At 67.9% G+C, this 23393-nt stretch carries 17 protein-coding genes; 7 read left to right on the plus strand and 10 right to left on the minus strand.

Going from position 1 to position 23393, the window contains the following annotated elements; genetic code table 11:
- Positions 1–349 precede the first annotated feature (349 nt).
- Together J2S53_RS19105 and J2S53_RS19110 are read left to right on the plus strand one after the other, a co-directional pair.
- Positions 350–1171, plus strand: coding sequence for an ABC transporter ATP-binding protein (locus J2S53_RS19105; protein WP_456242130.1), 822 nt, complete (start codon positions 350–352; stop codon positions 1169–1171).
- Between the two features lie 6 nt (positions 1172–1177).
- Positions 1178–3760, plus strand: coding sequence for an ABC transporter permease (locus J2S53_RS19110; RefSeq protein WP_456242131.1), 2583 nt, complete (start codon positions 1178–1180; stop codon positions 3758–3760).
- 389 nt (positions 3761–4149) lie between these two features.
- On the opposite strand, the gene J2S53_RS19115 is transcribed toward J2S53_RS19110, so the two are convergent.
- The 4 genes from J2S53_RS19115 to J2S53_RS19130 all read right to left on the minus strand — a co-directional run bounded on the left by J2S53_RS19115 (position 4150) and on the right by J2S53_RS19130 (position 9448).
- Positions 4150–4443: a DUF2218 domain-containing protein gene (locus tag J2S53_RS19115; RefSeq protein ID WP_456242132.1), complete on the minus strand. Its 294-nt coding sequence runs from the start codon at positions 4441–4443 to the stop codon at positions 4150–4152.
- A gap of 244 nt (positions 4444–4687) precedes the next feature.
- The gene (locus tag J2S53_RS19120) at positions 4688–6661 is read right to left on the minus strand and encodes a cytochrome c oxidase assembly protein (RefSeq protein WP_456242133.1); all 1974 of its coding nucleotides are present in this window, start codon (positions 6659–6661) and stop codon (positions 4688–4690) included.
- A 213-nt stretch (positions 6662–6874) separates the two neighbouring features.
- Entirely contained in the window at positions 6875–7894 is a 1020-nt protein-coding gene (locus J2S53_RS19125) for a cytochrome c oxidase assembly protein (protein ID WP_456242134.1), read from the minus strand.
- 411 nt (positions 7895–8305) lie between these two features.
- Positions 8306–9448: a citrate synthase 2 gene (locus J2S53_RS19130; RefSeq protein ID WP_456242135.1), complete on the minus strand. Its 1143-nt coding sequence runs from the start codon at positions 9446–9448 to the stop codon at positions 8306–8308.
- 445 nt (positions 9449–9893) lie between these two features.
- Between J2S53_RS19130 and pdxH the strand changes: the two genes are divergently transcribed.
- Complete coding sequence (gene pdxH / locus J2S53_RS19135) at positions 9894–10547, plus strand: pyridoxamine 5'-phosphate oxidase (protein WP_092974260.1); 654 nt, start codon at positions 9894–9896, stop codon at positions 10545–10547.
- Between the two features lie 192 nt (positions 10548–10739).
- Entirely contained in the window at positions 10740–11669 is a 930-nt protein-coding gene (locus J2S53_RS19140) for an aldose 1-epimerase family protein (protein ID WP_456242136.1), read from the plus strand.
- Positions 11670–11799: 130 nt separating this feature from the next.
- On the opposite strand, the gene J2S53_RS19145 is transcribed toward J2S53_RS19140, so the two are convergent.
- Positions 11800–12936 (minus strand): acyl-CoA dehydrogenase family protein, encoded by a 1137-nt coding sequence (locus tag J2S53_RS19145; protein WP_456242137.1) that lies wholly within the window; start codon positions 12934–12936, stop codon positions 11800–11802.
- A gap of 168 nt (positions 12937–13104) precedes the next feature.
- Between J2S53_RS19145 and J2S53_RS19150 the strand changes: the two genes are divergently transcribed.
- The 3 genes from J2S53_RS19150 (at position 13105) to J2S53_RS19160 (ending at position 17222) form a co-directional block, all read left to right on the plus strand.
- Complete coding sequence (locus J2S53_RS19150) at positions 13105–13776, plus strand: TetR/AcrR family transcriptional regulator (protein ID WP_130469051.1); 672 nt, start codon at positions 13105–13107, stop codon at positions 13774–13776.
- A complete protein-coding gene (locus J2S53_RS19155) occupies positions 13773–14717 on the plus strand; it encodes a carbohydrate kinase family protein (protein WP_456242138.1) in 945 nt (314 codons plus the stop codon). Before J2S53_RS19150 ends, J2S53_RS19155 begins: the two co-directional genes overlap by 4 nt.
- A gap of 1200 nt (positions 14718–15917) precedes the next feature.
- Positions 15918–17222 (plus strand): citrate synthase, encoded by a 1305-nt coding sequence (locus tag J2S53_RS19160; protein WP_092628874.1) that lies wholly within the window; start codon positions 15918–15920, stop codon positions 17220–17222.
- Between the two features lie 107 nt (positions 17223–17329).
- Here the strand turns inward: J2S53_RS19160 and J2S53_RS19165 are convergent, their stop codons facing one another.
- From J2S53_RS19165 to J2S53_RS19185, 5 genes are all read right to left on the minus strand, one after another.
- The gene (locus J2S53_RS19165; protein ID WP_456242139.1) at positions 17330–18586 is read right to left on the minus strand and encodes an ABC transporter permease; all 1257 of its coding nucleotides are present in this window, start codon (positions 18584–18586) and stop codon (positions 17330–17332) included.
- Complete coding sequence (locus J2S53_RS19170; RefSeq protein WP_456242140.1) at positions 18583–19494, minus strand: ABC transporter ATP-binding protein; 912 nt, start codon at positions 19492–19494, stop codon at positions 18583–18585. The genes J2S53_RS19165 and J2S53_RS19170 overlap by 4 nt, the downstream gene beginning before the upstream one ends.
- Before the next feature lie 454 nt (positions 19495–19948).
- Positions 19949–21574 (minus strand): FAD-dependent oxidoreductase, encoded by a 1626-nt coding sequence (locus tag J2S53_RS19175; protein WP_456242141.1) that lies wholly within the window; start codon positions 21572–21574, stop codon positions 19949–19951.
- 113 nt (positions 21575–21687) lie between these two features.
- On the minus strand, positions 21688–22719 hold the full coding sequence (locus J2S53_RS19180) for an NADP-dependent oxidoreductase (RefSeq protein WP_456242142.1): 1032 nt from the start codon (positions 22717–22719) through the stop codon (positions 21688–21690).
- A 169-nt stretch (positions 22720–22888) separates the two neighbouring features.
- Positions 22889–23326, minus strand: coding sequence for an NUDIX hydrolase (locus J2S53_RS19185; RefSeq protein WP_456242143.1), 438 nt, complete (start codon positions 23324–23326; stop codon positions 22889–22891).
- Between the last annotated feature and the right edge of the window lie 67 nt (positions 23327–23393).

Here is a 23393-nt window from a genome sequence, read left to right on the forward strand (position 1 = left end):
GCCCCGCCTCGGGGTTCCCTCCGGGGAGGTTCCGGGGTGTCTGGGGGCTTTCCCGGAAGCGGTTCACGAGTTCGATCCGTTTACTGGGGACAGTGCACAGCGGAGAGCCGCGAAGTCCCGCCGAGCGGGTTCCGGAGATCGAAATCCGCCCCGGCGAATCCGCGTCGGGTGGATCAGCCGAGGGCCCCGCCGCGCGCTCTCGATGCTGTCGCTCGCCCGAGGTGGTCGTAGTACTCGACCACCGGGCTGTTCCCTAGCGCGTCTTCCGAACGTCACGCGTGGCACTCCGTGTCCGGAGCGTCACGTTAGAGTCAGTTTCGCAATTCAGATACCACAATGGGGGAATCACGTGAGTTTCCCGAACGGGTCGCAGCAACCCGCGGCCGTCCCTTCGGAACAGGGCGGAGTCAACGGACAGCAAGGCTTCGCCGGACAACTCGCCGAACCGGAATCGGCGACCAGCGGATCGGCACTGGTCAAGGTATACGGCAGCGGTGAGGCCGGAGTTCGCGCGCTGGACAACGTCGACATCGGCTTCGCGGGCGGACGGTTCAGCGCGATCATGGGGCCCTCCGGTTCCGGCAAGTCCACCCTGATGCACTGCCTGGCCGGGTTGGACACCCCTACCTCGGGTCGGGTGATGCTGGGAGAGACCGACCTGACCGGTCTCTCGGACAAGCAGCTCACCCTCACGCGACGTGACAGGATCGGCTTCCTGTTCCAGTCGTTCAACCTGCTGCCCACCCTGACGGCGGAGCAGAACATCCTGCTGCCGCTGGAGCTGTCCGGTCGCAAACCCGACCGGCAGTGGCTGAACGAACTCACCGAGTCGTTGGGCATCGACCAGCGGTTGCGCCACCGGCCCAGCGAACTCTCCGGCGGGCAGCAGCAGCGGGTCGCGGTGGCCCGCGCCCTGATCACGCGCCCCGAGGTCGTCTTCGCCGACGAACCCACCGGTGCGCTGGACTCGAAGTCCGGCGCGAACCTGCTGGAGTTCCTGCGCGGCTCGGTACGCCAGTTCGGCCAGACCGTGGTGATGGTCACCCACGACCCGGTCGCCGCGTCCCACGCGGACAGCGTGGTGCTGCTGGCCGACGGCAACATCGCGGGCCGGATCGAGGAGCCCACGCAGGAAGCGGTGCTCGACTCGCTGCGCCGGTTGGGTGGGTGAGGGCCAGTGCTGCGCAACACCCTGCTGCAACTGCGGCACAACATCGGACGGCTCACGGCGGCCGGACTCGCCATCGTGCTGGGCGTCGGATTCGTCGCCGCCACTCTCGTGTTCACCGGCACCATGCAGTCCTCGGTGCGGCACATGGTGGCAGCACCCAACCTGGCCGCCGACGTCGTGGTAGACGACCAAATGGCGAGGGTCGCCGAGGGGAGCGAGAACGACAAAAGACAGCAACGCCTGCGGAAGGTTCGGGACACCGAAGGTGTCGACGTGGCCGTCCCCAGGACCGAGAGCTACGCCAATGCCTCCTGGAAGGGCGAGCGGTACTCGGTGGAGCTGAACCGGCTGCCCGAGCAACAGGCACTGCGCTGGTACGAGCTCGCTGAGGGCAGCTATGCGGACGCCGCGGACGAGGTGGTGCTCAGCGAGCGCGCCGCCGACTCGGCGAATCTTTCTCCCGGAGACACCCTCACCCTCCAGCAGCCGCGATACGTCTCGGCTCGGGAGGGAGAGAGCGAGAAGGCACCGCCGAAGCGCGAGGTCACCGTCTCGGGGCTGGTCGACATCGGGAGCAACGTGCTCACGGGTGGCAGCCGCATCACGGTCTTCGCCCCCCAGGGGCTGCTGAACCAACTCGGGACAACCGAATACCGCGCGATCGACCTGCTGCTGGCCGACGGAGCCGATACCTCGGCGGTGCTCGACCGGCTGCGCGGCAAGCTCGACGCTGGCCAGTACGTCAAGGTCCGAACCGGACAGCAGCAGGCCGACTACGCGGTGAAGCTGTTCAGCGGGAGAGTGGCCGTCGCACTGAACGCCGTACTGCTGCCGTTCGGCGCGATCGCGCTGTTCGTGGCCGGGTTCGTCATCGTCAACACCTTCTCGGTGCTGCACGCCCAGCGAAGCAGGCAGTACGCACTGCTGCGCTGCGTCGGGGCCACCCGGGGACAGATCCGGCGGTCAGCGCTGTTCGAGGCACTGCTGGTGGGGCTGGTCACCTCGGTGATCGGCACGGTGTTCGGCGTGCTGGTCTCGGCCACGGTGAGCTGGCCACTGGGGCTGACCGACTCCCCGGTCGACTTCGGCGCGCTCGGTATTACCCCGCTGGCGCTGACCGCGCCCGTGGCGGCCGGACTGCTGGTGACCTTCCTGGCTTCGCTGGCCCCCGCCGCACGCGCGATGCGGGTCGCGCCGCTGGCCGCCCTGCGTCCCGTCCCCGACGAGCAGGCCTCCCGCCGGATCGGTCGAGCGCGGTTGGTGTCCGCCGTGGTGTTCACCGTGGCGGGCGCTGGTTTCCTGCTCGGCGGTGCCCTGCTCGGATCGATGACCATGGCGGTGCCCGGCGGGCTCGTGGCCGTGCTGGGAGTGCTGCTGTTCACGCCCACGCTCATTCCCGCGGTTGCCAGGGCGTTCGGCTACCTGATGCGTTCGCTCGGCCCCACGGGCACGCTCGCCAGTGGCAATGCCGTGCGCAATCCCTACCGGGCCTCCTCCACCAGTACCGCGCTGATGATCGGCGTCGGGCTGATCGTGCTGTTGCTCACCGGTACCGCCAGTGCGCGGCTCGGTGCCAACGAGCAGATCGATCAGCGCTACCCGGTGGACGTGAAGATCGCAGCCGAGGAGCGGGGCCAACCGGTTCCCGAAGGGGTGGGGCAGCGCCTCGCGGCCCTGGAGGGCACGGCCGCCACCGCCGCCCTGTCCGGCGCCAGTTTCGAGATGGAGCGGCCGGAGACGAGCATGCCCGAGGGAGCCTCCCGCGAGGACATTCCTCCCGCGACCTTCCACGCAATGGGGATCGCCCCCGCGAAGCTCGCCGAGATCTCCCGGCATGGTGCGGAGGCTCTCCGGCAGGGGACCGCCCTGGCTCCCTCCGGCATCCTCGACAGCTGGGGTTGGTCGGAAGGGGACCGTGTTGAGCTGCCCATCGGGGAGGGCTCCGCCACGTTCCGGTTGGCGTCCACCGATCTGATCCGATCCGGCTTCCTGCTGACCAGCTCCGATCTGGCTGCCACGGGGGCCGAGACCAGCACCACCGAGATCTGGGCCCGTGCCACCTCCGACACCTACACGCCGGGCTACACCGGCGAGCTGAACTCGTTGGCCGAGGAGAGCACCTCGACACCCATAGATCTCGGGGGAGCGGTGCAGAAGCGTGCGCAGTTCACCCAGGTGCTCGACACGCTGCTGCTGATCGTCACCGGTCTGCTGGCGGTCGCGGTGATCATCGCGGTGGTCGGTATCGCCAACACGCTCGGCCTGTCGGTGCTGGAACGCGGCAGGGAGTCCGCGCTGCTGCGCGCGCTCGGACTGACCCGTGGTCAACTGCGGGGAACCCTGGCGCTGGAGGCGGTGTTGCTGGCCGTGGTCGGTACCGTGCTGGGAGCCATGATCGGAGTGCTGTTCGCCTTCGGCGGGGTGGCGGCGATGTTCGAGAACCTCGGACTGCCGGTCGCGTTCGCCGTGCCCTGGGCACGATTGCTGCTGGTGATCGGCTGTGCCATACCAGCGGGCGTGTTGGCCTCGGTCCTGCCCGCCCGACGGGCTGCCAAGGCCCAACCGGCCGCGGCCCTCTCCGAGGAGTGACGAGCCGCATCGTCACAGCTCGATTTCCGTAGCGGGTTCCGTGTCGGACCCTCCGGCACGGCTCTCGCTGCGGGGAGGTCCGACATCGGGTAGCGACCTACCCGACGTCGGACCTTCCTCGCGGGAGCCGCACCGGAGAACCCGCGGCGGTGCCGTCCGCGAGGGTGGTGGTTCGGTCTGCGGGAGTGGTCGGAGTTCGGCACCGGGGCTCGCGCCCACCGGCGCGGCGATTTCGCGAGAAATTGACGGAGCCGGTGCCACACCGCCGCACGGGGCGGTGATTTCGCGAGAAATCGACGCCCCGCACCGCCGTCGGACGCGACCGTGCGGGTCGCAGCGCATGGGACCTCTGGTGTGTGAGGCGGATGCCAGCTACACAGCGGGAGAGGTCAACTCCCTTCGACATCGGTCCAGTGGACTTCCAGCTCGTCTCGGGTTCCGAACCGTTCCAGATGGGTTCCGATCACCTGTTTGACCCGGTCGACCCCTTCCCGGTCAGCGGCACGCGCCCGCAACAGCAGGGTCCACCCCTCGGCCCGCAGCTCGCACGTTCCGACGTCGAACTCCACGCGCCCGGTTACCTCGTCGTGCTCGCTGTCGACCTTGTGCGCGAAGTGCTTGCAAAGTTGTGACAGGTATCGCTGTGGCCGTTCGGTGGTGACTTCCGCCTGTGAGGTCAGCATCTTGCCTCTCGTTCGACGTGATTTCGGTTAAGGTATGCCTTACCGAACTCACGTTACTCCGGTGTTCGCCGTGGACACGATCACCGATCCGCCGTGCCGAGGGGAGAGTCCGGTCACACCGGGTTGGCCGCTGTCAGTGACCGACGCTGTCGGTGACCGACGCTGTCGGTGACCGACGCTGTCGACGCACGCCCGGCCGGTTCACCAGGGCCCGGCCGGCTCACCAGGATCCTGTCGGATCCGCTCAGCTCCTGGTGGATTCCAGCCGTGCGAGCATTCCCCGGTAGTCGGCGTCGTCATCGTCGCCCTCCTCCCGGTGCCACTTCCGGAGCAGCACGACCAGTACCAGCAGCAGCGGAACCTCACCGCCGAGCCAGCCGATCAGCGCTCCCGCCTGCTGCGCGGCCATCGGATCCACCGACCACGGCAGGTCCAGCGTGCGGTAGTAGTTGCCCGCGATCGGCTCGGACATGCTCAGCACCAGCACGCCGAAGAAGGCCAGAGCGGGCATCATGCCCAGCGTCACGCCCAGTCGTGCCAGCTGCGGCACCCGACGGGGGGTGCGGTCGATGCCGAGTATCGACCAGAACCACAGATAGCCGCTCCCCAGGAAATAGACGTTCATGATCGTGTGAGCCCAGTGCTCCTGCATGACCAGCTGGAACAGGCCGGTCGGGTACAGCGCGTAGAGCGAGCCCACCAGCAGCAGCGAGGCCAGCACCGGGTGACTCAGCCACCTCGAAACGGGCGAGTCCACGATCCCGAGCAGCCATTCCCTCGGTCCGTACGGTTCACCCCGGCGTGCACGAGGTAGTGCCCGCAGGCACAGGTTCACCGGCGTCCCCAGCACGAGCAGGGCCGGGCCCAGCATGTTGAGCAGCAGGTGGGCCGTCATGTGCACCCCGAAGGTGGCAGGTGCGTAGCTTCCCACCCCGGAGGAGCTGGCCACCAGCACCGCCAGGCAGCCCGCCAACCAGCTCACCGTGCGCCCCACCGGCCAACGCTGTCCGTGCGCGCGCAACCGGCGCACCCCCGCCAGGTAGCTCACCGCCAGCACCACGGCGGCCGTGCCCAGCAGTAGGTCGAACCTCCACTGGGTGATCAGCTGCCAGAAGCTCGGAAACTCCGGAAGGTCGTAGCCGATGAGCAGGTCCATGGCGGTGGCGTCCCTATCGAGCAGGTTGGGCGGCGGAACGTGCGCCATTCCCATCGAGATCCCCACCGTGGCCAGCAGCAGCGCCAGCTCGGCCCCGGCCAGGCGCAGCATCCCCCTGTGGCGATCCAGCGCGGACCGGGTGATCCGACGTCGCAACGGCACCGAAACCAGCCCCACCAGCAGCAGGAGCCCGATCTTGCACAGCACCAGCGCCCCGTACTGGGTGCCCAGCCACATCCGGATCGGTGCCAGTATCAGCGAGCCGATGACACCGGAGACCGCCAGCACACCCCAACACGTCGCGGCGAGCTTCCGGTAACGCCGCGCCACGATTTCCGGGTTCGCTCCCCGCCTGCGAGCGTGGGCGAGCACGGCGAACAGCACTCCCAGCCACAACGCGGCCGCCACCACGTGGAAGACCATGCTGTCGGAGGCGAAGTCGTGTCCTCCGTTGGAGGCGGAGTGCCCGACCAGCACCGGAGGCAGCAGCGTCAACCCCGCCAGCACGGTCAGCCCGATCGTGGTGCGCCACCGCAGCGTCGAACGGCACGCGACAGCCAGTACCAGCGCGAGCAGCGCGGAGAGCAGCCACGCCTTCGGAACGTCCAGTGCTTCCAACAGCCCCGACAACGCGCCGGGCGTCAGGCTGTCGGTGACCGACTGCCCCGCCGAGTCGGCGGCGTCGAACACCGTGAGCAGCAACCCGACAACGCCCCAGAACCACGCGGCCGTACCCGCCGTCCGTAGCGCCGCGTAACCGTCCGGCGAGATCATCCCGCCGCGTTGCGGGACGGTGAAGAACGCGGCGAACACCAGCCCGCCCAGGCAGCACGCCCCGGCGAGGTCGAATACCAACCGCAGCAGGTTGACGCCCAGTTTGGTCAACGCCCCCGGATCGGGGTATCCCAGTACCGCGTAGACGCCTCTGCCCGCCGCGAGCACCAGCACGGTCGTGAGAACCACGGCGGACCCCGTGCCCAGCGTTCCCCAGCGAATCACCCCGGGAGCACTCGGTGCGGCTTCGTCGCCTTCCCTGCGGCTGCTCGGTGCGGAACCTGACATGAACTGACCTCGTGATCGGGGTGGTGGGCTGTGAATCGCGAACGGTGCCGGTTTCGGCGGTCCGGTACTGTTTCTGCTGGGCAGCATAGGGTGTCGCGGAGTCGGTCCGACGGCCCGGTCGCGGTGCCCGTTCGATGTCTCCGCCACTCGCCGCGAGCACGGAACGGGAGGTCGCGCCGAGTCGAGCCCGTGAAACGCGAGCCGGCAGGGTGACTACTGTCGACCGCTCCGCTGCTCGTCCTGCCGAGCCAGTCTGGCGAGCATCGCGTTGTACGCCTGCCTGGCCCGCTCGTCCTCGTCGAGGTCATCCGTGGTCCGCAGGCTCTCCACCTCGGACTCGGCCTCGCCGCCGGTTTCGGCGAGTGCGCTGCGTCTGGCGGACTCCAGCCAGTTGCCGAAACCGGCTTCCGAACCGTTGGCACGCATCCACTGCCTCACCAGTACCAGCGCGAACACGGCCATGAGCGCGTCGCCGAAGAACCACATGATCCCGCCGCCGAGCCGTTGGTCGGCCAACACGGTCAGCGTGCCGTCGTCGATCCACCAGTCGCGCATCCTCCCGTAAGCGGGGAACAGCGGATCGTCGGCCATCATCAGGATCACGCCGATACCGGTGTCCGGCCCCATCCCCATCAGGGCGCTGAACACCCGCAGTGGGTAGGGGAAGTGCTGCCAGCGGGTCGGTTCGGTGCCCAGCAGTGGCAGGAACGTCAGGTAACCCGTGACCAGGTACAACACGCTCTCGGCGTGGTGCAGCCACGGGTTCAGCAGCATGACCTGCATGAACGGGGTCAGATGGGTGGCGATCAGCACCACCGAGTACAGCACCATGGTCCACGCCGGGTGGGTCAGCATGCCGACCGCTCGTCCGCGCAGGATTCGCGCCACACGCCCGGACTCGTCCAGCTCCGACCACAGCCGCAGTGGTTTGCCGTAGACGAGCAGGGCGGGGACCAGCATGATCAGCATCAGGTGCTGCACCATGTGCATGGTGAACAGCGCGTGGCTGTAGACCGCGACGAAGCTGTTCATCGCCATGAACAGGCTCACCAGCCCGGAGGCGAACAGCCAATTGCGGTGGGCGGGCCAGGGCCGTCCCGGACTCCCGCGTCGGAGCCGTGTCACCCCGGCGGCGTAGGTGACACCGAGCAGCACGATCAGCAGATCCCACCAGAACGCGAACTTCCAGTTCAGCAGCGCACTGGTGAATGTCAGCTCTTCGACATGGTGCACACCGACACTCTCCCGCATCCGGACGCCGCGTTCGCGCGGGCGGCGCCCGGATCGTGTCCCGGAACACGCGTCGTTCCCAGCTGGGGTGGCGTGGCCCCCGGCCGGGGCGGTGTGGTCTCCCTACCGGGGGCGGCGCAATTTCTCGCGAAATCGCCGCCCCGCTGCGGCGATCCCCAGAACCCACCCGTGAAATCGTCGCGCCTACGGTGCTCCCGAAACCGAGCCTCGACCACCCTCGCAGGCCCCCAACCACGCCCGCAGCTCGCGCCGCCGCGGGTTCTCCCGTGCGGCTCTCGCGAGGACGCCGGAGACGTTGTGTAGGTCGCTACCCGATGTCTCCGGACCCGCGGCGAGAGCCGTGCGGGAGGTTCCGCCACGGCAGAGCTACGGAGATCGAGCCGGCAAAAGTTCTCAAACGGAGACCAGGGGGGAAACGGTGTCCCACCCCTCGACCTCACGCGGCTCACGTGCGCCCGGTCCGACGTAGCGGGCGGAGGGGCGTACCAGTCGACCGGTCCGCTTCTGCTCCAGGACGTGAGCGGACCAGCCCGCCAGCCGCGCACAGGTGAACATCGCTGGCATCATCGGCGTCGGTACCTGTGCGAAGTCCAGGATCACCGCTGCCCAGAACTCCACGTTGGTGGCGATCTGCCGATCGGGGCGCCGCTCGGCCAGCACCGACAGTGCCGCCTGCTCCAGTTCCGTGGCCACCTCGAACCGGGGTGAACCGAGCTGCTTGCAGGTTTCGCGCAGTACCCTCGCGCGGGGGTCCTCCGCGCGGTAGACCCGGTGCCCGAAGCCCATGAGTCGGTCGCCACGATCCAGGATCGACTCGACGACCGCGCGGGCGTCACCGCGCTGTTCGACCTCTTCGATCATCGGCAGTACCCGGGCGGGGGCACCACCGTGCAGTGGCCCGGACATGGCACCCACGGCTCCGGAGAGGCTCGCGGCGGCATCGGCGCCGGTGGAGGCGATGACCCGCGCGGTGAAGGTCGAGGCGTTGAGGCCGTGTTCGGCCGCGGATACCCAGTAGGCATCCAGCGCCTTCACGTGTGCCGGATCCGGCTCGCCGCGCCAGCAGGTCAGGAATCGTTCGGCGACCGTGGTGCACTCGTCCAGCTCGGAGCGGGGTACCGCGGGGAGTTCCGCACCCCGGGCCGACTGGGCCGCGTAGGACAGCGCCAGCTCCGAGGCCAACGCCAGCTGGTCACGTGCTTGTTCCTCGGTTACGTCCAGCAGTGGGGCGAACCCGTTGGTCGGTGCGACCATCGCCAGTGCCGACTGCATGTCGACACGTACGTCGCCGTTGCGCACCGGGAGTCGGTCGTCGCTCGCCGCGCCGAGGCCGTTGCCGAAGCGGCCGTCGACCAGCAGCGCCCATACGTCGCCGAACGAGACCCGGCCCGCCAGCTCCTCGATGTCCACTCCGCGGTAGCGCAGGGCACCACCGTCACGGTCCGGTTCGGCGATCTCGGTCTCGAACGCCACCACGCCCTCGAGGCCTGGGCTGACAGCGGCTTGCGTGGCTTCGTTGTTCACTGGATTCGGCATCGTCGCCTCGTCTCCTTCGTCGCCGGTTGTGCCGTCGACCCGTGCGGGCCGCGGTGGGGACGTGGCGGGGTGGTGTGGCACACGGTCGCGGAACGCGGCCGATGTCGTAGCGGTAACAGTGCACCCACTCGGCACGCGAAGGCAATCGTCGTGCCCGGTAAACGCGGAGTAATGAAAAAGATCACATCCCGACCGGCCCGGTGGTCGCCTTCGAGGGGGTTTCGGAATCGTTCCCGAACGGCGACAACCGACTGGATCGATTACGAGATCGATCGGGACCGAACTGCGGTTCGGCCCGGCTTCGTTTTCCGTTTACCGTCGTTCGGGGAGTCGCTTCGCCTGGCGCGCGGGCGTTCGAGGTATCGCGCACCATTGCAGTTCAGCGCGAGCACATTTGACCCAGCGGTGGCGTCGCTTGAGACGTCGGTCTAGTCAGGAGGAATGGATGTCGCAGGCAAAGGCCACGTTGTCCGGGATGCGCGTGTCCTACGATGCCGAGCCGCTTCAGGAGTCGTCGCTTGCCACCACCTGGCACGAGCAGCTTCGACAGTGGTTCGACGAAGCGGTGCGGGCGGAACTGGCGGAACCGAACGCGATGGTGCTGGCAACGGCGGACGCCTCGGGGATGCCTTCTTCGCGCACGGTGCTGTGCAAGGGGATCGACGAACGTGGCCTGGTGTTCTTCACCAACTACACCTCGGCCAAGAGTCACGATCTCGGCGCCACCCGGGTGGCCGCGGCTACCTTCCCCTGGCTGTCGCTGCAGCGACAGGTGAACGTGCGCGGCACGGTCGAGAAGGTCAAGCAGGAGGAGACCACCGACTACTGGGTCCACCGTCCCCGTGGTTCGCAACTCGGCGCGTGGGCCTCGCCGCAGTCCTGTGTGGTCTCCGGGCGTGCCGCGCTGGAATCCAAACTGACCGGTATCGAACGTAGGTTCTCCGATTCCGAGCGGGTTCCGGTTCCGCCGCACTGGGGCGGGTGGCGCATCCGGCCGGAGTACGTGGAGTTCTGGCAGGGACAACCGGACAGGTTGCACGATCGGCTGCGGTTCGTCCGCGAGGACGACACCTGGAAGGTGCGGCGGCTCGCGCCCTGACGCGGGTGTCGGTGTTCTCGGTCCTTCTCCGGCAGGGCGCTCGGGTGGCGGAACCTCACGCGGGTTTCTCGCTCCGGGCGTTCTCCTCGCGCGGTGCCCGACACGTCGTCGGGTGGCCCGAGCGGAGGATTCGGTTGATCAAGGTGACAGCACGGTTAACGGGATTGATCGGCTAAGACATACAGTGGTCGTGTGAACGAACACATCCCGGCTACAGGTCACCAGTTCGAGATCGTTCACGGTGGCGTGCGGGCGGTAATCACCGAGGTGGGGGCCGCGCTGCGTACTTTCGAGGTCGACGGGGTCCCCTACAGCGAGACCTACGAGGCCGACCGACTACCGCCCGGAGCCGCCGGGACAGTACTGGTGCCGTGGCCGAATCGCGTCGCCGACGGCCGCTGGAACCTGGAGGGCGAACCGCAGCAGCTCGCGCTGACCGAGCCGGATCGGCACAACGCCATCCACGGCCTGCTGCGGCACACTCCCTGGACCGTGGGGGAGCACACCTCCGCCGCCGTGGTGCTGCACGCGATGATCCCGGCACAGCCCGGCTGGCCGGTTCCGCTGCTGACGGCGGTGGAGTACTCCGTCGACGACCACGGGCTGACGGTGCGGCACACCGTGGAGAACCTCGGTTCACGTCCCGTTCCCTTCGGGGTCGGGGTGCATCCCTACCCGCGGGCGGGCAACGCGGCCACCGACGAGTGCACCCTGCGGCTGTCCGCCTCCAGCGTGCTGCCGATCGATCCCGAACGGATGCTGCCCGATCGACCGCCCCGCAGGCTGGAGGGCGAGGAGCAGGATCTTCGTACCGGCAAGAAGCTCGCCGGGGTGTGGTTGGACACCGCTTTCGGCGGGGCCGCACCGCTGCCGGACGATCCGGCGGGGCTGGTGCGGCACTCGTTGACCGATTCCACCGGTCACGGCGTGCAGCTGTGGGCCGATCCGGTTTTCGGCTGGGTACAGGTCTACACGGCGGCCGACTTCCCGGAGCGTGGCAGGGCGGTCGCGGTGGAGCCGATGACCTGCCCGCCCGACGCGTTGAACTCAGGGACCGACCTGATCGTGCTGGAACGGGGGCAGACCTGGTCGGCGCGTTGGGGCCTCCGCCCCATCGGCTGAGGTGCCCGGTAGTCCGCGAACCATCGGGTGCCCGCGGGTGTGCACGTGCGAGTGCGTCCGATCCGTCTCCGGTGGCGAGGTGTGCGGCGAGTGCGGCGGGTACTGTCGCCAGGCCGGTCCGGGACTCGGTTCACGTCTTCGCCAGCTCGCGGCCGATCACCATCCGCTGGATCTGGTTGGTTCCCTCGAATATCTGTAACACCTTCGCTTCGCGCATGTAGCGTTCCGCGGGGAAGTCACTGGTGTAGCCGGCACCTCCCAACACCTGCACGGCGTCGGTGGTGACCTTCATGGCGGCGTCCGTCGCGACCAGCTTGGACACCGAGGCCTGCCTACCGAAGGATCGACCCGCGTCGCGGCGCCGTGCCGCGTCCAGGTAGGTCGCCCGTGCCGACTGCACGGCGGCTTCCATGTCGGCGATCATGAACTCGATCCCTTGGAAGTCGATGATCGACCGGCCGAACTGCGTGCGCTGCCGCGCGTAGTCCACCGCCAGGTCGAGCGCCGCCTGTGCCAGCCCCACGGCGCAGGCCGCGATTCCCAGCCTCCCGGAATCGAGCGCGCGCAGCGCGATGCGCAGTCCGTTGCCCTCGCCACCGACGAGCCGCTGCTCCGCGACCCGGGCGTCGTCGAGGACGAGTTCCGTGGTGGGCGAGCCGGTCAGCCCCATCTTGTGTTCCGGTTTCCCGGCTTTGAGCCCCGGCGTGTTCCCGTCGACCAGCAGGCAGCTGATCTCCGTGTCCGAGGTTCTGGTCAGCAGGGTGTAGAAGTCGGCCACCCCGCCGTGGGTGATCCAGCACTTGGTGCCGTTGACCGCGTACTCGGCACCGTTCCGTTCCGCGCGGGTTCGCAGGGCGGCCGCGTCCGAACCGGCCTGTGGTTCGGACAGCGCGTAGGCGCCCAGGGTGTGGCCGCCGAGCATCTCGCCGAGCCAGCGTTCGCGCTGCTCGTCCGTGCCGAACTCGACCAGCGGGTAGCAGGACATGGTGTGCACCGACAGGCCGACTCCAACGGTCATCCACGCGCTGCTGATCTCCTCCAGCACCTGGAGGTAGGTCTCATAGGGCTGGTTCGCCCCGCCGTACTCCTCCGGGTACGGCAGGCTCAGCAACCCGGCTTCGCCGAGCAGCTCGAACTTGTCGCGGGGGAAGCTCTCGTTCTCCTCCGCGCGCGCCGCCTCCGGCGCCAGTTCGTTCCGGGCCATGTCCCTCGTGAGGTTGAGCAGGTCGGTTGCCTCGGTGGTGGCGAGAATTCGTTCGACTGGCATCAAAGACCCCGGATGTCGCGCCTTGTAGTACTCTGTTGAGTACTCAAGGACTTAATAGAGTACTGTTGATGGCGTATAGTACTGCTGTCGAGTACTCGGCGAAACCGGTTTCGACCTGTTGCCGTCCCGAGGGACGGTTCATCCCCCCGCCTGTGGCAGCCTCGAACGATGACTCATTCCCGTCCGGCGGAAACCGCTCACGAGCCGTGTGACACCGCCCGAACCCCGGCTGTGCGGGCCCGTCGGGCGGAACTGCTGGACCGGCTGTGCGAGCTGTTCCTGGCCGAGGGCTTCGCGCACTTCACCCTGGACGAGCTGGCCGGACGCATGCACTGCTCCAAGTCCACCCTTTACACGCTGGCGCACAGCAAGGAACAGCTCGCCGTGCGCGTGGTGGGGCACTTCTTCAAACGAGCCACTGGAAACATCGAGCGACGAGTCGCCGAGTGCACCGACCCGCGTTCCCGGATGCGCACGTACCTCAAGGCGGCAGCGGCCGAGTTGGCCCCCGCTAGCAGGCGGTTCATCGCGGACATGGCGAGCAACCCGGCGACCCGAGCCAGTTACGAGTCCAACGCGAGGGCGGCCGCCGACCGGATTCGACAGGACGTGCACGAAGGGGTGCGGACGGGTGTCTTCCGCGAGGTCGACTCCGCGCTGGTGGCCGAGATGGTCGGACTCACGCTCTCGGCCATCCAACGTGGTGAGATCTCCGAGCGGACGGGGCTTTCCGACGCGGCGGCTTTCGACGCGCTCTCGGACTTCCTGGTGGGAGGGTTGTCCGCCTCGGAGACCGATCCGGCGCGGAGCACGGAAGAACACGGTACGGAGGAAAGTTGATTCTCATCTGCGGTGAGGCCCTGGTCGATCTGGTTCCCGGTGAAGCACGTGGGGGCGAGCTCGCACCGTTGCATCCCCGACTCGGTGGCGGTCCCTACAACGTCGCCATCGCGCTGGGCAGGCTGGCGACTCCGGTGGGAATGTTCACCCGGTTGTCCAGTGACCGGTTCGGTGTCGAACTGCTGAAGCGGCTCCACGAAGCCGGTGCCGACACCACCGAGGTGCAGGTGGGGGCGGAGCCGACCACGCTCGCGGTGGTGGAGCTGGACGAGCGGGGATCCGCTCGGTACGGCTTCCACACCGAGGGCACCGCCGCGCCGCTCGTCGCGGACCCCGGCGAGCTGCCCCCGGAGGTCGAGGCGCTCTCCTTCGGGACGCTGGCGATGGTTCTGGAGCCGGGAGCCTCGGTGCACGAGCGGGTGCTGTTCCGGGAATCCGAACGGGGGCGGTTCACAGCGCTCGATCCGAACATCCGGGCGGATCTGATCGAGGACCCGGATGCCTACCGGCGACGTTTCCTGAACTGGTTGTCCGCGGTGGACCTGTTGAAGCTCTCGGTCGAGGACGCCGCGTGGCTGGCCGGCTCGGAGTCGGCGGTCGAATCGCCGGAGCTGTTCGAGGCGTTACGGGACTGGCTCGGCCGTGGTCCGGCAGCGGTGGTGCTGACCAGGGGCGCCGACGGGATGGCGGTGTTGACCGCGGACGGCGGGCTCGTCGAGGTGGCCGCCTCCGAGACGTCGGTTGTGGACACGATCGGGGCGGGGGACACCATTCAGGCCGCGCTGCTGTGCTGGTTGCGCAGTGCCGGGGCGTTGTCCGCTGCCGCGGTGCGCGGGCTTTCGGCGGCGGACTGGACCGCCGCGCTGAACTTCGCGGCAGCCGCGGCCGGGGTCACGGTCTCCCGCCAGGGGGCCGAACCGCCCTACGCCTCCGAACTCTGAACCGTGTATCGACGGCCGGCGCGGCGATTTCGCGAGAAATTGGCGCCCCTGCGGCGCAGTGCCGAGCTCCCACCACGCCCGTAGGCCTAGCCCCGAGCACCCTCGCGATCGGCACCGCCGCGGGTTCTCCGGTGCGGCTCTCGCGAGGAAGGCCCGACGTCGTGTAGGTCGCTACCCGATGTCTCGGGCCTACCCGAGCGAGAGCCGTGCCAGAGGTTCCGCAAAACGAGCCACTTGGTAGCCGGTGAGGCGGCGATCCTCGGACAGACGTGAAAGAGGGGCACCCCTTGGGAGCCGGGGTGCCCCTCACTCACCTGTGGAACCGGCACAGCCACTTCTGGCGTGCCGATCGTCGACGGGAGTCCTCGCTTCAGAGCACGTCGATGTTCACGAGGAGGTCGATCAGCGACTGAATAATGACCACGTTGCTTTCCTTTGCTCAATTTGGCGATTGTTTTTCATGTTGCGGCCGCGATGAAGAAGTTAGTGGTGTTTCCGGGGTTTGTCTGTCACACGGAAGTGCAAAGTGATCAATACTCTTCGTGTCAGGTGAACACACCAGGTGTTTGTGAAACACTTTCGTGAAAAATATTCGTAGCATGTTGTCCGGCTAGTATCACGTTTCGTGTTCGGGCGATGGCGTGTTGTCGGGTGTTCTCCGAGGCGAGGCCCTCGCGGTGGTGTTTCCGGGTGTTTGTGGGCCTTGCTGTGGTGCGTAGAAGTGGTCCGTTAGCCCGAAAGAGTGTTGATTAACTCGAACGAGTGAGCGTCGTAGCCCCGAAAAAAATAGTGACCTCGGTCACTTTTCGAGGGTTTGGTTGTCGATCAGTGGTCGATCTTCCGGCACGAGCTCCCGCGCCACCCTTCGGGCGGTCGGCCTCTCCCACCTGCCCCTCCCCGCGAACCGGGCTGTGATGCCGACAACTCGGGGTGTGACGTGTGCGCTTCGGCGGGATGAACAACGGGTGTGATCGTGGTCCCACCTTCCCGTTTCAGCTGACACCGTTGCTGCGTGAGAGGCCTTTCGCGGTCTAGCGTGACTACTGACAGGACCCCAATGGGGTGGTGCTGCGGCGGTTCGGAGTGATCCCGGCCGGCGTGTGCGCTCGATCGGGAACGGGTGACCCCGGCGCCTCGGGCGTCGGACGTACCGCTGGTCGGCGGCAGTACCCCCCAGACTGAGCGCGAGAGGTTCGGAGAATGCCCGACGACGCGACCGCCAAACGCACCGTCGCGCTGCGCTACGACGCCGGCGAGCACGAAATGGGCGTGACCGCTCCCACCGAAGGCGCGCCCGGTGTCAATTTGGACAAGTTGATGGCCAAAACCGGTTTGGTGACGCTCGATCCGGGTTTCGTCAACACCGCGGCCTGCGAATCCGACATCACATACATCGACGGCGATGCCGGGATTCTGCGCTACCGGGGCTATCCCATCGAGGAGCTCGCGGACAAGTCGAACTTCGTCGAGGTCAGCTATCTGCTGATCTACGGTGAGCTGCCCACCGCGGAGCAGTACGAGGACTTCGCCGACCGGGTCCGCAGGCACACACTGCTGCACGAGGACCTGCGCAAGTTCTTCGACGGGTTCCCCAGGGACGCGCACCCCATGCCGGTGCTCTCCTCGGCGGTCTCGGCGCTGTCCACCTTCTACCAGGACAGCCTGAATCCGTTCGACCGGCAGCAGGTCGAGCTGTCCACCCACCGGTTGCTCGCCAAGCTGCCGACGATCGCGGCCTACGCGTACAAGAAGTCGGCCGGTCAGCCGTTCCTCTACCCCGACAACTCGCTCGGGCTGGTGGAGAACTTCCTGCGGATGACGTTCGGTTTCCCAGCGGAGCCGTACGAGGTAGATCCGACCATGGCCCGTGCGCTGGACCTGCTGTTCATCCTGCACGCGGATCACGAGCAGAACTGCTCCACCTCGACCGTTCGGATGGTCGGCTCCTCCGAGGCGAATCTGTTCGCCAGCATCTCGGCCGGTATCAACGCCCTGTTCGGGCCGCTGCACGGCGGCGCCAACAGCGCGGTGCTGGACATGCTGGAGGGGATCCGCGCCGACGGCGGAGACGTCGACTCCTTCGTGTCCCGGGTGAAGAACAAGGAACCCGGCGTCAAGCTCATGGGCTTCGGGCACCGCGTCTACAAGAACTACGATCCGCGTGCCCGGATCATCAAGAAGACGGCCGACGAGGTGCTGGAAAAGCTCGGCTCCAACGATCCGCTGCTGGACATCGCGCTCAAGCTGGAGGAGCGCGCGCTCTCCGACGACTACTTCATCGAGCGCAACCTCTACCCGAACGTGGACTTCTACACCGGCCTGATCTACAAGGCCATGGGCTTTCCCACCAAGTTCTTCACCGTGCTGTTCGCCCTCGGGCGGCTGCCGGGCTGGATCGCTCACTGGCGCGAGATGCTGGACGACCCCGCCCGCAAGATCAGCAGGCCGCGTCAGGTCTACACCGGCCAGGCACAGCGTGCCTACGTGCCGATGAACGAGCGCTGAATCCTTCTCGGAATCCTGTTGCGCTCCGGTGCACCGAACGGGCCGCTCGGATGGTCGAGCGGCCCGTTCGCTCGTTCGTGCCCGCGAACACGCCTCTCAGGAGCGCATCAGGAAGCCCGCAGCGCGTCCTTGAGCCGAACCCTGGCTCCGGTGCGCAGCACCGCGTTCGAGTAGATCCGGCCGCCCAGCCACAGCACGGCCGCGCTCGCCACCAGCGAGAGCACCACCGAGAGCGCCCCCTGCCACAGCGGCACACCGCCGAGCGCGAGCCGCATCGGCATCAGCATGGGCGAGAAGCCGGGAATCATCGAAAGCACCGTCCCGGCGGTGCCGTCGGGATTGGTCGGCAGTACCGACACCCCGACGAAGAACGGGACGATCAGTAGCATGATCACCGGGGTTATCACGCTCTGCAGATCCTCCTGCCGCGAGACCAGCGAGGAAGCCGCCGCGAGCATCGTCGCGTAGAGCGTGAAGCCGAGCAGGAACCACAGCACCGCCCAACCGAGCAGTCCCGCCACGGTGAAGGTGGGCAGGGTCAGTACGGCTGTGACGGTGGCAGCGGCGAATCCGAGCACCCCGATCACCGCGAACTGGATCAGCCCGGTGATCCCGATCCCGACGATCTTTCCGGCCATCAGCTCGGTGCTGCGGATGGTAGCCAGCAACACCTCCACGACCCTGCTGGACTTCTCCTCCACGACGCCCTGCGAGATCATCTGGCCGGTCATGATCAGGAACATGTACAGCAGGAAGGTCGAGATCATCGCGATGATCAGTCGCTGGGCCTTCTCCGCGTCGGAGATCCCGGCCATCGGTCCGTCCGCCGCGTCCTGCGAGCCCCCCATGGAGATGATCGCCACTTCGCCCTGACCGGCCCGGTCGCGCACCTCCCGGGGATCCAGGCCCGCGTCCGACATCTCGGCGTCGAGCTGGTTGTTGTAGGTGATCGTGGTGAGCGCTCTTTCCAGGTTCGGGAAGACGTGCTCTTCCACGAACAGCTCCGGAGCGGTGGGGGTTCCCGCGACCACCCCGTCGAGTTCGCCCTCGCGCACCAGGTTCTTACCCGTCTCGGTGTCGGCGACCTTCCGGACGCTGATGGCGGGCCGGTCCACCCCCGCCTTCCGTTCCAGCGGTTCGGCCAGCCCGTTCGCGGACTGGGTGATCCCCAGCCGAGTCGTGCTGTCCGAGGCACTCAGGTCGTCCTCGGGTGCGTTCGAAGCGCCAGCGAAGAGCGTCACCACCGGGAACGCCAGCACCAGCAGTGCCATGAACAGCGTTCCCAGTACGAACGCCCGGGTTCGCACCCTGGTCTGCAGTTCGCGCCGGGCGACCAGCCATACGGTGTGCAGTGTCCGTTTCACTCGTCGGGCTCCTCGGTTACGGCGTCGCGGAACAGTTCGGTCAGGCTGGGACGGGTTCTGCTGAACTCGTGCACCGGGCCGGTCTCCAGCGCGGCACGCAGCACCCGCTGGTCGTCGGCCGTGTCGTCGAGCCGCAGTGTGGTGTGTCCGTTCTCGCTGCTCACGACGCTCACGCCGGGCAGCCCTTCCGCCCAGTCGCCCGGTGCTTCCGGCGCGTGCACGTTCAACCGCACCGGGCCGCTGGACCGCAGTTCCTCGACGGTGCCGTCGGCGATCATTCTGCCGCGGCGCACGATGCCCACCCGGTCGCACAGTCGCTGCACCAGTTCGAGCTGGTGACTGGAGAACACCACCGGCACACCGCGGTCGCGCATCTCAAGCAGCACGGTGCTCATCACTTCGACGGCCACGGGGTCCAGGCCGGAGAAGGGCTCGTCGAGGATCAGGACGGCCGGGTCGTGGATCAGGGCGGCGGCCAGCTGCACCCGCTGCTGGTTTCCCAGGCTGAGTTTCTGCAGCTGGTCATCGCGGCGTTCGGACAGCTCCAGCCGTTCGGTCCACCGGTTCGCGGCGCGGTCGGCCGCCGCGCGTTCCATGCCGTGCAGCTCGCCCAGGTACCGCAGCTGTTCCAGCACCTTCATCTTCGGGTAGAGCCCGCGTTCCTCCGGCATGTAGCCGATCCGCCTGCGTGTCATCCGGTCGACGGGCGCGTCGTCGTAGCGCACCTGCCCCGAGTCCGCCGCGAGCACACCCAGCGCGATCCGCATGGTGGTGGTTTTCCCGGCGCCGTTGCTGCCGACGAACCCCAGCATCTCCCCGCTTCGCACGGTGAGTGACATTTCGTCGAGGGCCACGACGTCCCCGTAGCGTTTGGAGATCCGGTCGATCTCCAGCGCGCCTTCGGGCACGGAATTCTCCTTCGGTTGTCGTTGACGACGGTGTTCCGCCGTCAGTCACGCGTGTCGTGCTGTGCGCCGCGCACCGGTGTCCTCCGAACGTGACTACGCACCACACGCGAGTTCGGTTCGAATCTTCACCCTATCGGTGGAAGCGCGGCGGTTGGGAGCTTTCGCGTCGCTCCGTTACCGGTCGGGAAGGCCCGGTCCCGGCGAGGCCAGGGGAGAGCGCCACGACGCGTGTGGGACTCCGAGGTTCGAAACGCTCCGGACGCACGAAGACCCCGCTCGCAGGCGGGGTCCAAGGCTCACAGGAGTTTCCTCCCGCTACGAGGATGGCAACGGTGAACTCAGCAATACAGGTCTCGCGAGATAGCTCACTCCTCTGGATGACGCTTCGCGAGGCCATCCAGCGCAGCGCGGTGTCGGTTTCTCGCGAAATCGCCGGGCCGGGTGGCGGCCCGGATCAGTGGTACACCCCGCGCAGCGCCCTGGTCACCAGGTCGGCCACCCGGGAAAGTGCCCTCGCCCGGACCTCGGAAGACAGTCCGGGCGGCATTCTGCGGTCGAGCACGTCGGCCGCGTTCATCGCTCCCTCGTGCCGTACGGCCCACACCACCTCGGCGGCGCTGGTCGAGAGCTCGGGGACGACCGATTCTCCCAGCGCCGGGTCGAGCTCGGTCATCGCCGACACGCGTTCGGCCTCGGTGCCGTAGCGGTCGATCAGCCGTCGCTCCGCACCCAGTTCGGCGAGTTTCCCCCGGTCCGCTGCCCCTACCAGCGGTGTCTTCGCCGTGCGGCTGTTCCCGGCGCGGAGTCCGCAATCGCGCACGGCCCTGTCGACGGCCTCGACCGCGGCCGTGCGGTACGGCGCGAGAGCACCCCGCAGCACGCTGATGACCCCGGCGGGTGAGGTGTGTACGTGGTGCTCCCGGTTCCGGGAGTCCGACAGTGCCTCCAACGTGGCGCCCCCTGTCCCGCGCGAGGCCCCCAGTCGGCCGCCGGTTCGCCGAGGGGCCGCGTGCGACACCACCTGGCTGTCCAGCGGAGCCGCGGCACGCGCCGCCGGACCGAGCAGTTCGGCGGCTGCGGCGAGCAGCCCGCTCGCCTCGGAGTCGCTCGGCTTCGGTCGTTCAGCGGTTTCCGGGGGAGTGCCGTCGGGTTCGACGCTGCCTGCCGTGACCAGCAGTCGGTTCCCCGGTTGTGGGACGCACCGCACGGCCTGCCCGGAGTCATCGGCCGTCGGTGCGGTCAGCCCGGTCGCGGTGAGCCCCACGGCCGCGGCATCGAGCACGACCCCCGGCGTGCGGAAGACGCTCAGCGGCGGGCGGTCGACCAGCTCGGCCGAGCGCGGACCGGTCGCGTTGATCACGGCGCGGGCCTTCAACCGGATCTCGGAGTCCCCGAGCCGGTCCACCACGTCCGCCCCGTCGCGGTGCAGTCGGGTCGCACGGACCCTGGTGAGCACGCGTGCGCCGAGTCCGGCGGCAGTACGCGCCAGTGCCACCGTCAGCCTCGCCTCGTCCGGCAACTGGCCCCCGAACTCCAGCAGCCCGCCCCGCAACCCCGGCACGGACAATCCGGGAGCCAGCGCGCGTGCTTCGGCGGCGGGGACTCGGCGTGGTGCCGGGAGCGTTGTCGCCGGAGTGCCCGCCGCGACGCGCATCGCGTTCGCACTGTTCGATCGGGCCAGCAACCCCAGCTCCGCGCCGCGCGGCACTCCGTTGTGCAGCGGCACGAGCAGCGGCACCGTACGCACCAGGTGCGGAGCGGTGGTGCGCAGCAGCACCTCGCGCTCCACGGCATCGCGGCGTGCCCGGGCGAGTTCCGCCGGACGGCCGTCGCGGGGACGACCGTCCGGCAGGAAGTCGGACCACCGTGGACAGTGGTTCGCCAGGTCCCCGGCCTCGACCAGCGCGACCGACAGCCCTCGGCGAGCCGCGTCGAGGGCGGCGGCGGTGCCGGTGACCCCGCCGCCCACGACCAGCACGTCCGGACGCGCCCCGGCTGCCAACTCCGCGAGCTCCGCGTCGCGTCTGGCCGCGTGCAACGACGTGGTGCGCGGGGAAGTGCCGCTCGGTGATTCGGTCATGATCCCGTCAGTCCCGTTCCGGCGGTGTGGCGCTGTTCAGGAGCCGGACCAACACAGCAGGGCGCCGACTCATGTGCGGGCCACCCGACCAGTTACGCGGATTCCGCTGTGAATCATCGGACGTTGACGATCATCTTGCCCGTGTTGTCCCCGCGAAGCACTCCGAGGAACGCCTCGGGAGCGTTGCGCAGCCCGTCCACCGTGGTCTCTTCGTAGTGCAGCTTGCCCTCCCGAACCAGTGGGGCGACGTGCTCGAAGAAGTCCCGTTTGCGGTGACCGTTGTCGTTGACGATGAAGCCCCGCATGCTCAGCCGCTTGGTCACGAACTGGAACATGTTGCGCGGGCCGGGCTGCGCCTCGGTGGCGTTGTACTGCGAGATCGCACCACAGGCGGCGATACGACCGAAGTCGTTCATCGCGCCGATAGCGGCCTCCAGGTGGTCACCACCGACGTTGTCGAAGTAGACGTCGATGCCGTCCGGAGCGGCCTCGCGCAGCTGCTCGGCCACCGGGCCGTCCTTGTAGTTGAACGCCGCGTCGAAGCCCAGGTCCTCGGTGAGGTGGCGGACCTTCTCGGCCGAACCGGCACTGCCGATCACGCGCTTGGCACCGTTCAGCTTCGCGAGCTGCCCCACCAGCGAGCCCACGGCGCCCGCCGCGCCGGAGACGAACACGGTGTCGCCCTCCTGGAACTCGGCCTTGTCCATCAGGCCCACGTAGGCCGTCAGGCCGGGCATGCCGAGCACGCTCAGGTAGGCGTTCGGCGGGGCCTCGTCGGAGACGGTGGTCGCCTGCGACTCGTCCACCAGGGCGTACTCCCGCCAGCCGAGGCTGTGCAGCACGAGCTGGCCCGCCTCGAACTTCTCCGAGGCGCTGACCACGACCTCGCCGACGGCGCCGCCGTCCAGGGGCTTGCCGACCTCGAAGGGGGCGACGTAGGACTTGGCCGCGCTCATTCGGCCCCGCATGTAGGGGTCGACGCTCATCACCTTGTTGCGCACCAGAAGCTGTCCCGGCTCCGGCTGGGGGACGGGTGCTTCCGCGACCTCGAAGTTGTCGTGGGTGGGCCACCCCTGCGGACGGGATGCCAGCCGGATTTCCACGCCCGTGGTCGGGACGGATGAGTCGCTCACGAGAACCTCCATATGCGGAACTAACTAGTACCGTAATTTTACCCGTACTGCCGGGGTGTCGCCATGTGGCGAGCCCGCGTGGTGCGATCGTACCGACCGGTCGGTCGGGGTGGTATGCCCGAATCAGTGTTCCGGACAGATATGTGGTGAAACTACGAACAACGGCGCCTGGATGGGGTGGTCAGGTCGGCAGCGACTGGGTCACTGTCACACCGTCGTGGTTGCGGACCGCTGGGGTCGCGGCGAAGGCATCCGAGACGCGTACCGCGTAGACCTCGCTCATCCGTCCCAGTGCTTCGGAAAGCTCGAACCATCCGGCGTCTACGCTCTCGTCGGTGGCGCGTGGCTTCCCCGACAGTGGGCGGCAGCGGAACACGAGAGCGATGATTCCACGGGAAAGATTCTTGTAGCTGCCGCTGAGGCGTTCTACCGCGACCGACACGCCGGTTTCTTCCAGGATTTCTCGTTTTACTCCGTCCTCGAGGGTTTCGTCGAGTTCGAGAACGCCACCCGGTGCTTCCCACCGGCCGTTGTCGCGTCGTTGGATCAACAGAACTCGCTCGTTCTCGTCGACCACGACACCGGCCACGCTGACGGAGTGTTTCGGGGCATCCGACACGGCGGCCTCCCGGGAAAGTCGTTACCGATCCGATCGTGTACTCGGCAGCTGCTGGTTCGGAGGCGGT

It is taken from the genome of Actinopolyspora lacussalsi, from assembly GCA_030803735.1.
Classification (GTDB): domain Bacteria; phylum Actinomycetota; class Actinomycetes; order Mycobacteriales; family Pseudonocardiaceae; genus Actinopolyspora; species Actinopolyspora lacussalsi.

What these genes read in the sequence shown, in the direction of transcription:
- J2S53_RS19150 (WP_130469051.1), top strand. Translation starts at nt 13,105, where the DNA reads ATGACTCATTCCCGTCCGGCGGAAACCGCTCACGAGCCGTGTGACACC.
- J2S53_RS19175 (WP_456242141.1), bottom strand. Translation starts at nt 21,574, where the DNA reads ATGACCGAATCACCGAGCGGCACTTCCCCGCGCACCACGTCGTTGCAC.
- J2S53_RS19120 (WP_456242133.1), bottom strand. Translation starts at nt 6,661, where the DNA reads ATGTCAGGTTCCGCACCGAGCAGCCGCAGGGAAGGCGACGAAGCCGCA.
- J2S53_RS19115 (WP_456242132.1), bottom strand. Translation starts at nt 4,443, where the DNA reads ATGCTGACCTCACAGGCGGAAGTCACCACCGAACGGCCACAGCGATAC.
- J2S53_RS19160 (WP_092628874.1), top strand. Translation starts at nt 15,918, where the DNA reads ATGCCCGACGACGCGACCGCCAAACGCACCGTCGCGCTGCGCTACGAC.
- J2S53_RS19130 (WP_456242135.1), bottom strand. Translation starts at nt 9,448, where the DNA reads ATGCCGAATCCAGTGAACAACGAAGCCACGCAAGCCGCTGTCAGCCCA.
- pdxH (WP_092974260.1), top strand. Translation starts at nt 9,894, where the DNA reads ATGTCGCAGGCAAAGGCCACGTTGTCCGGGATGCGCGTGTCCTACGAT.
- J2S53_RS19180 (WP_456242142.1), bottom strand. Translation starts at nt 22,719, where the DNA reads ATGGAGGTTCTCGTGAGCGACTCATCCGTCCCGACCACGGGCGTGGAA.
- J2S53_RS19145 (WP_456242137.1), bottom strand. Translation starts at nt 12,936, where the DNA reads ATGCCAGTCGAACGAATTCTCGCCACCACCGAGGCAACCGACCTGCTC.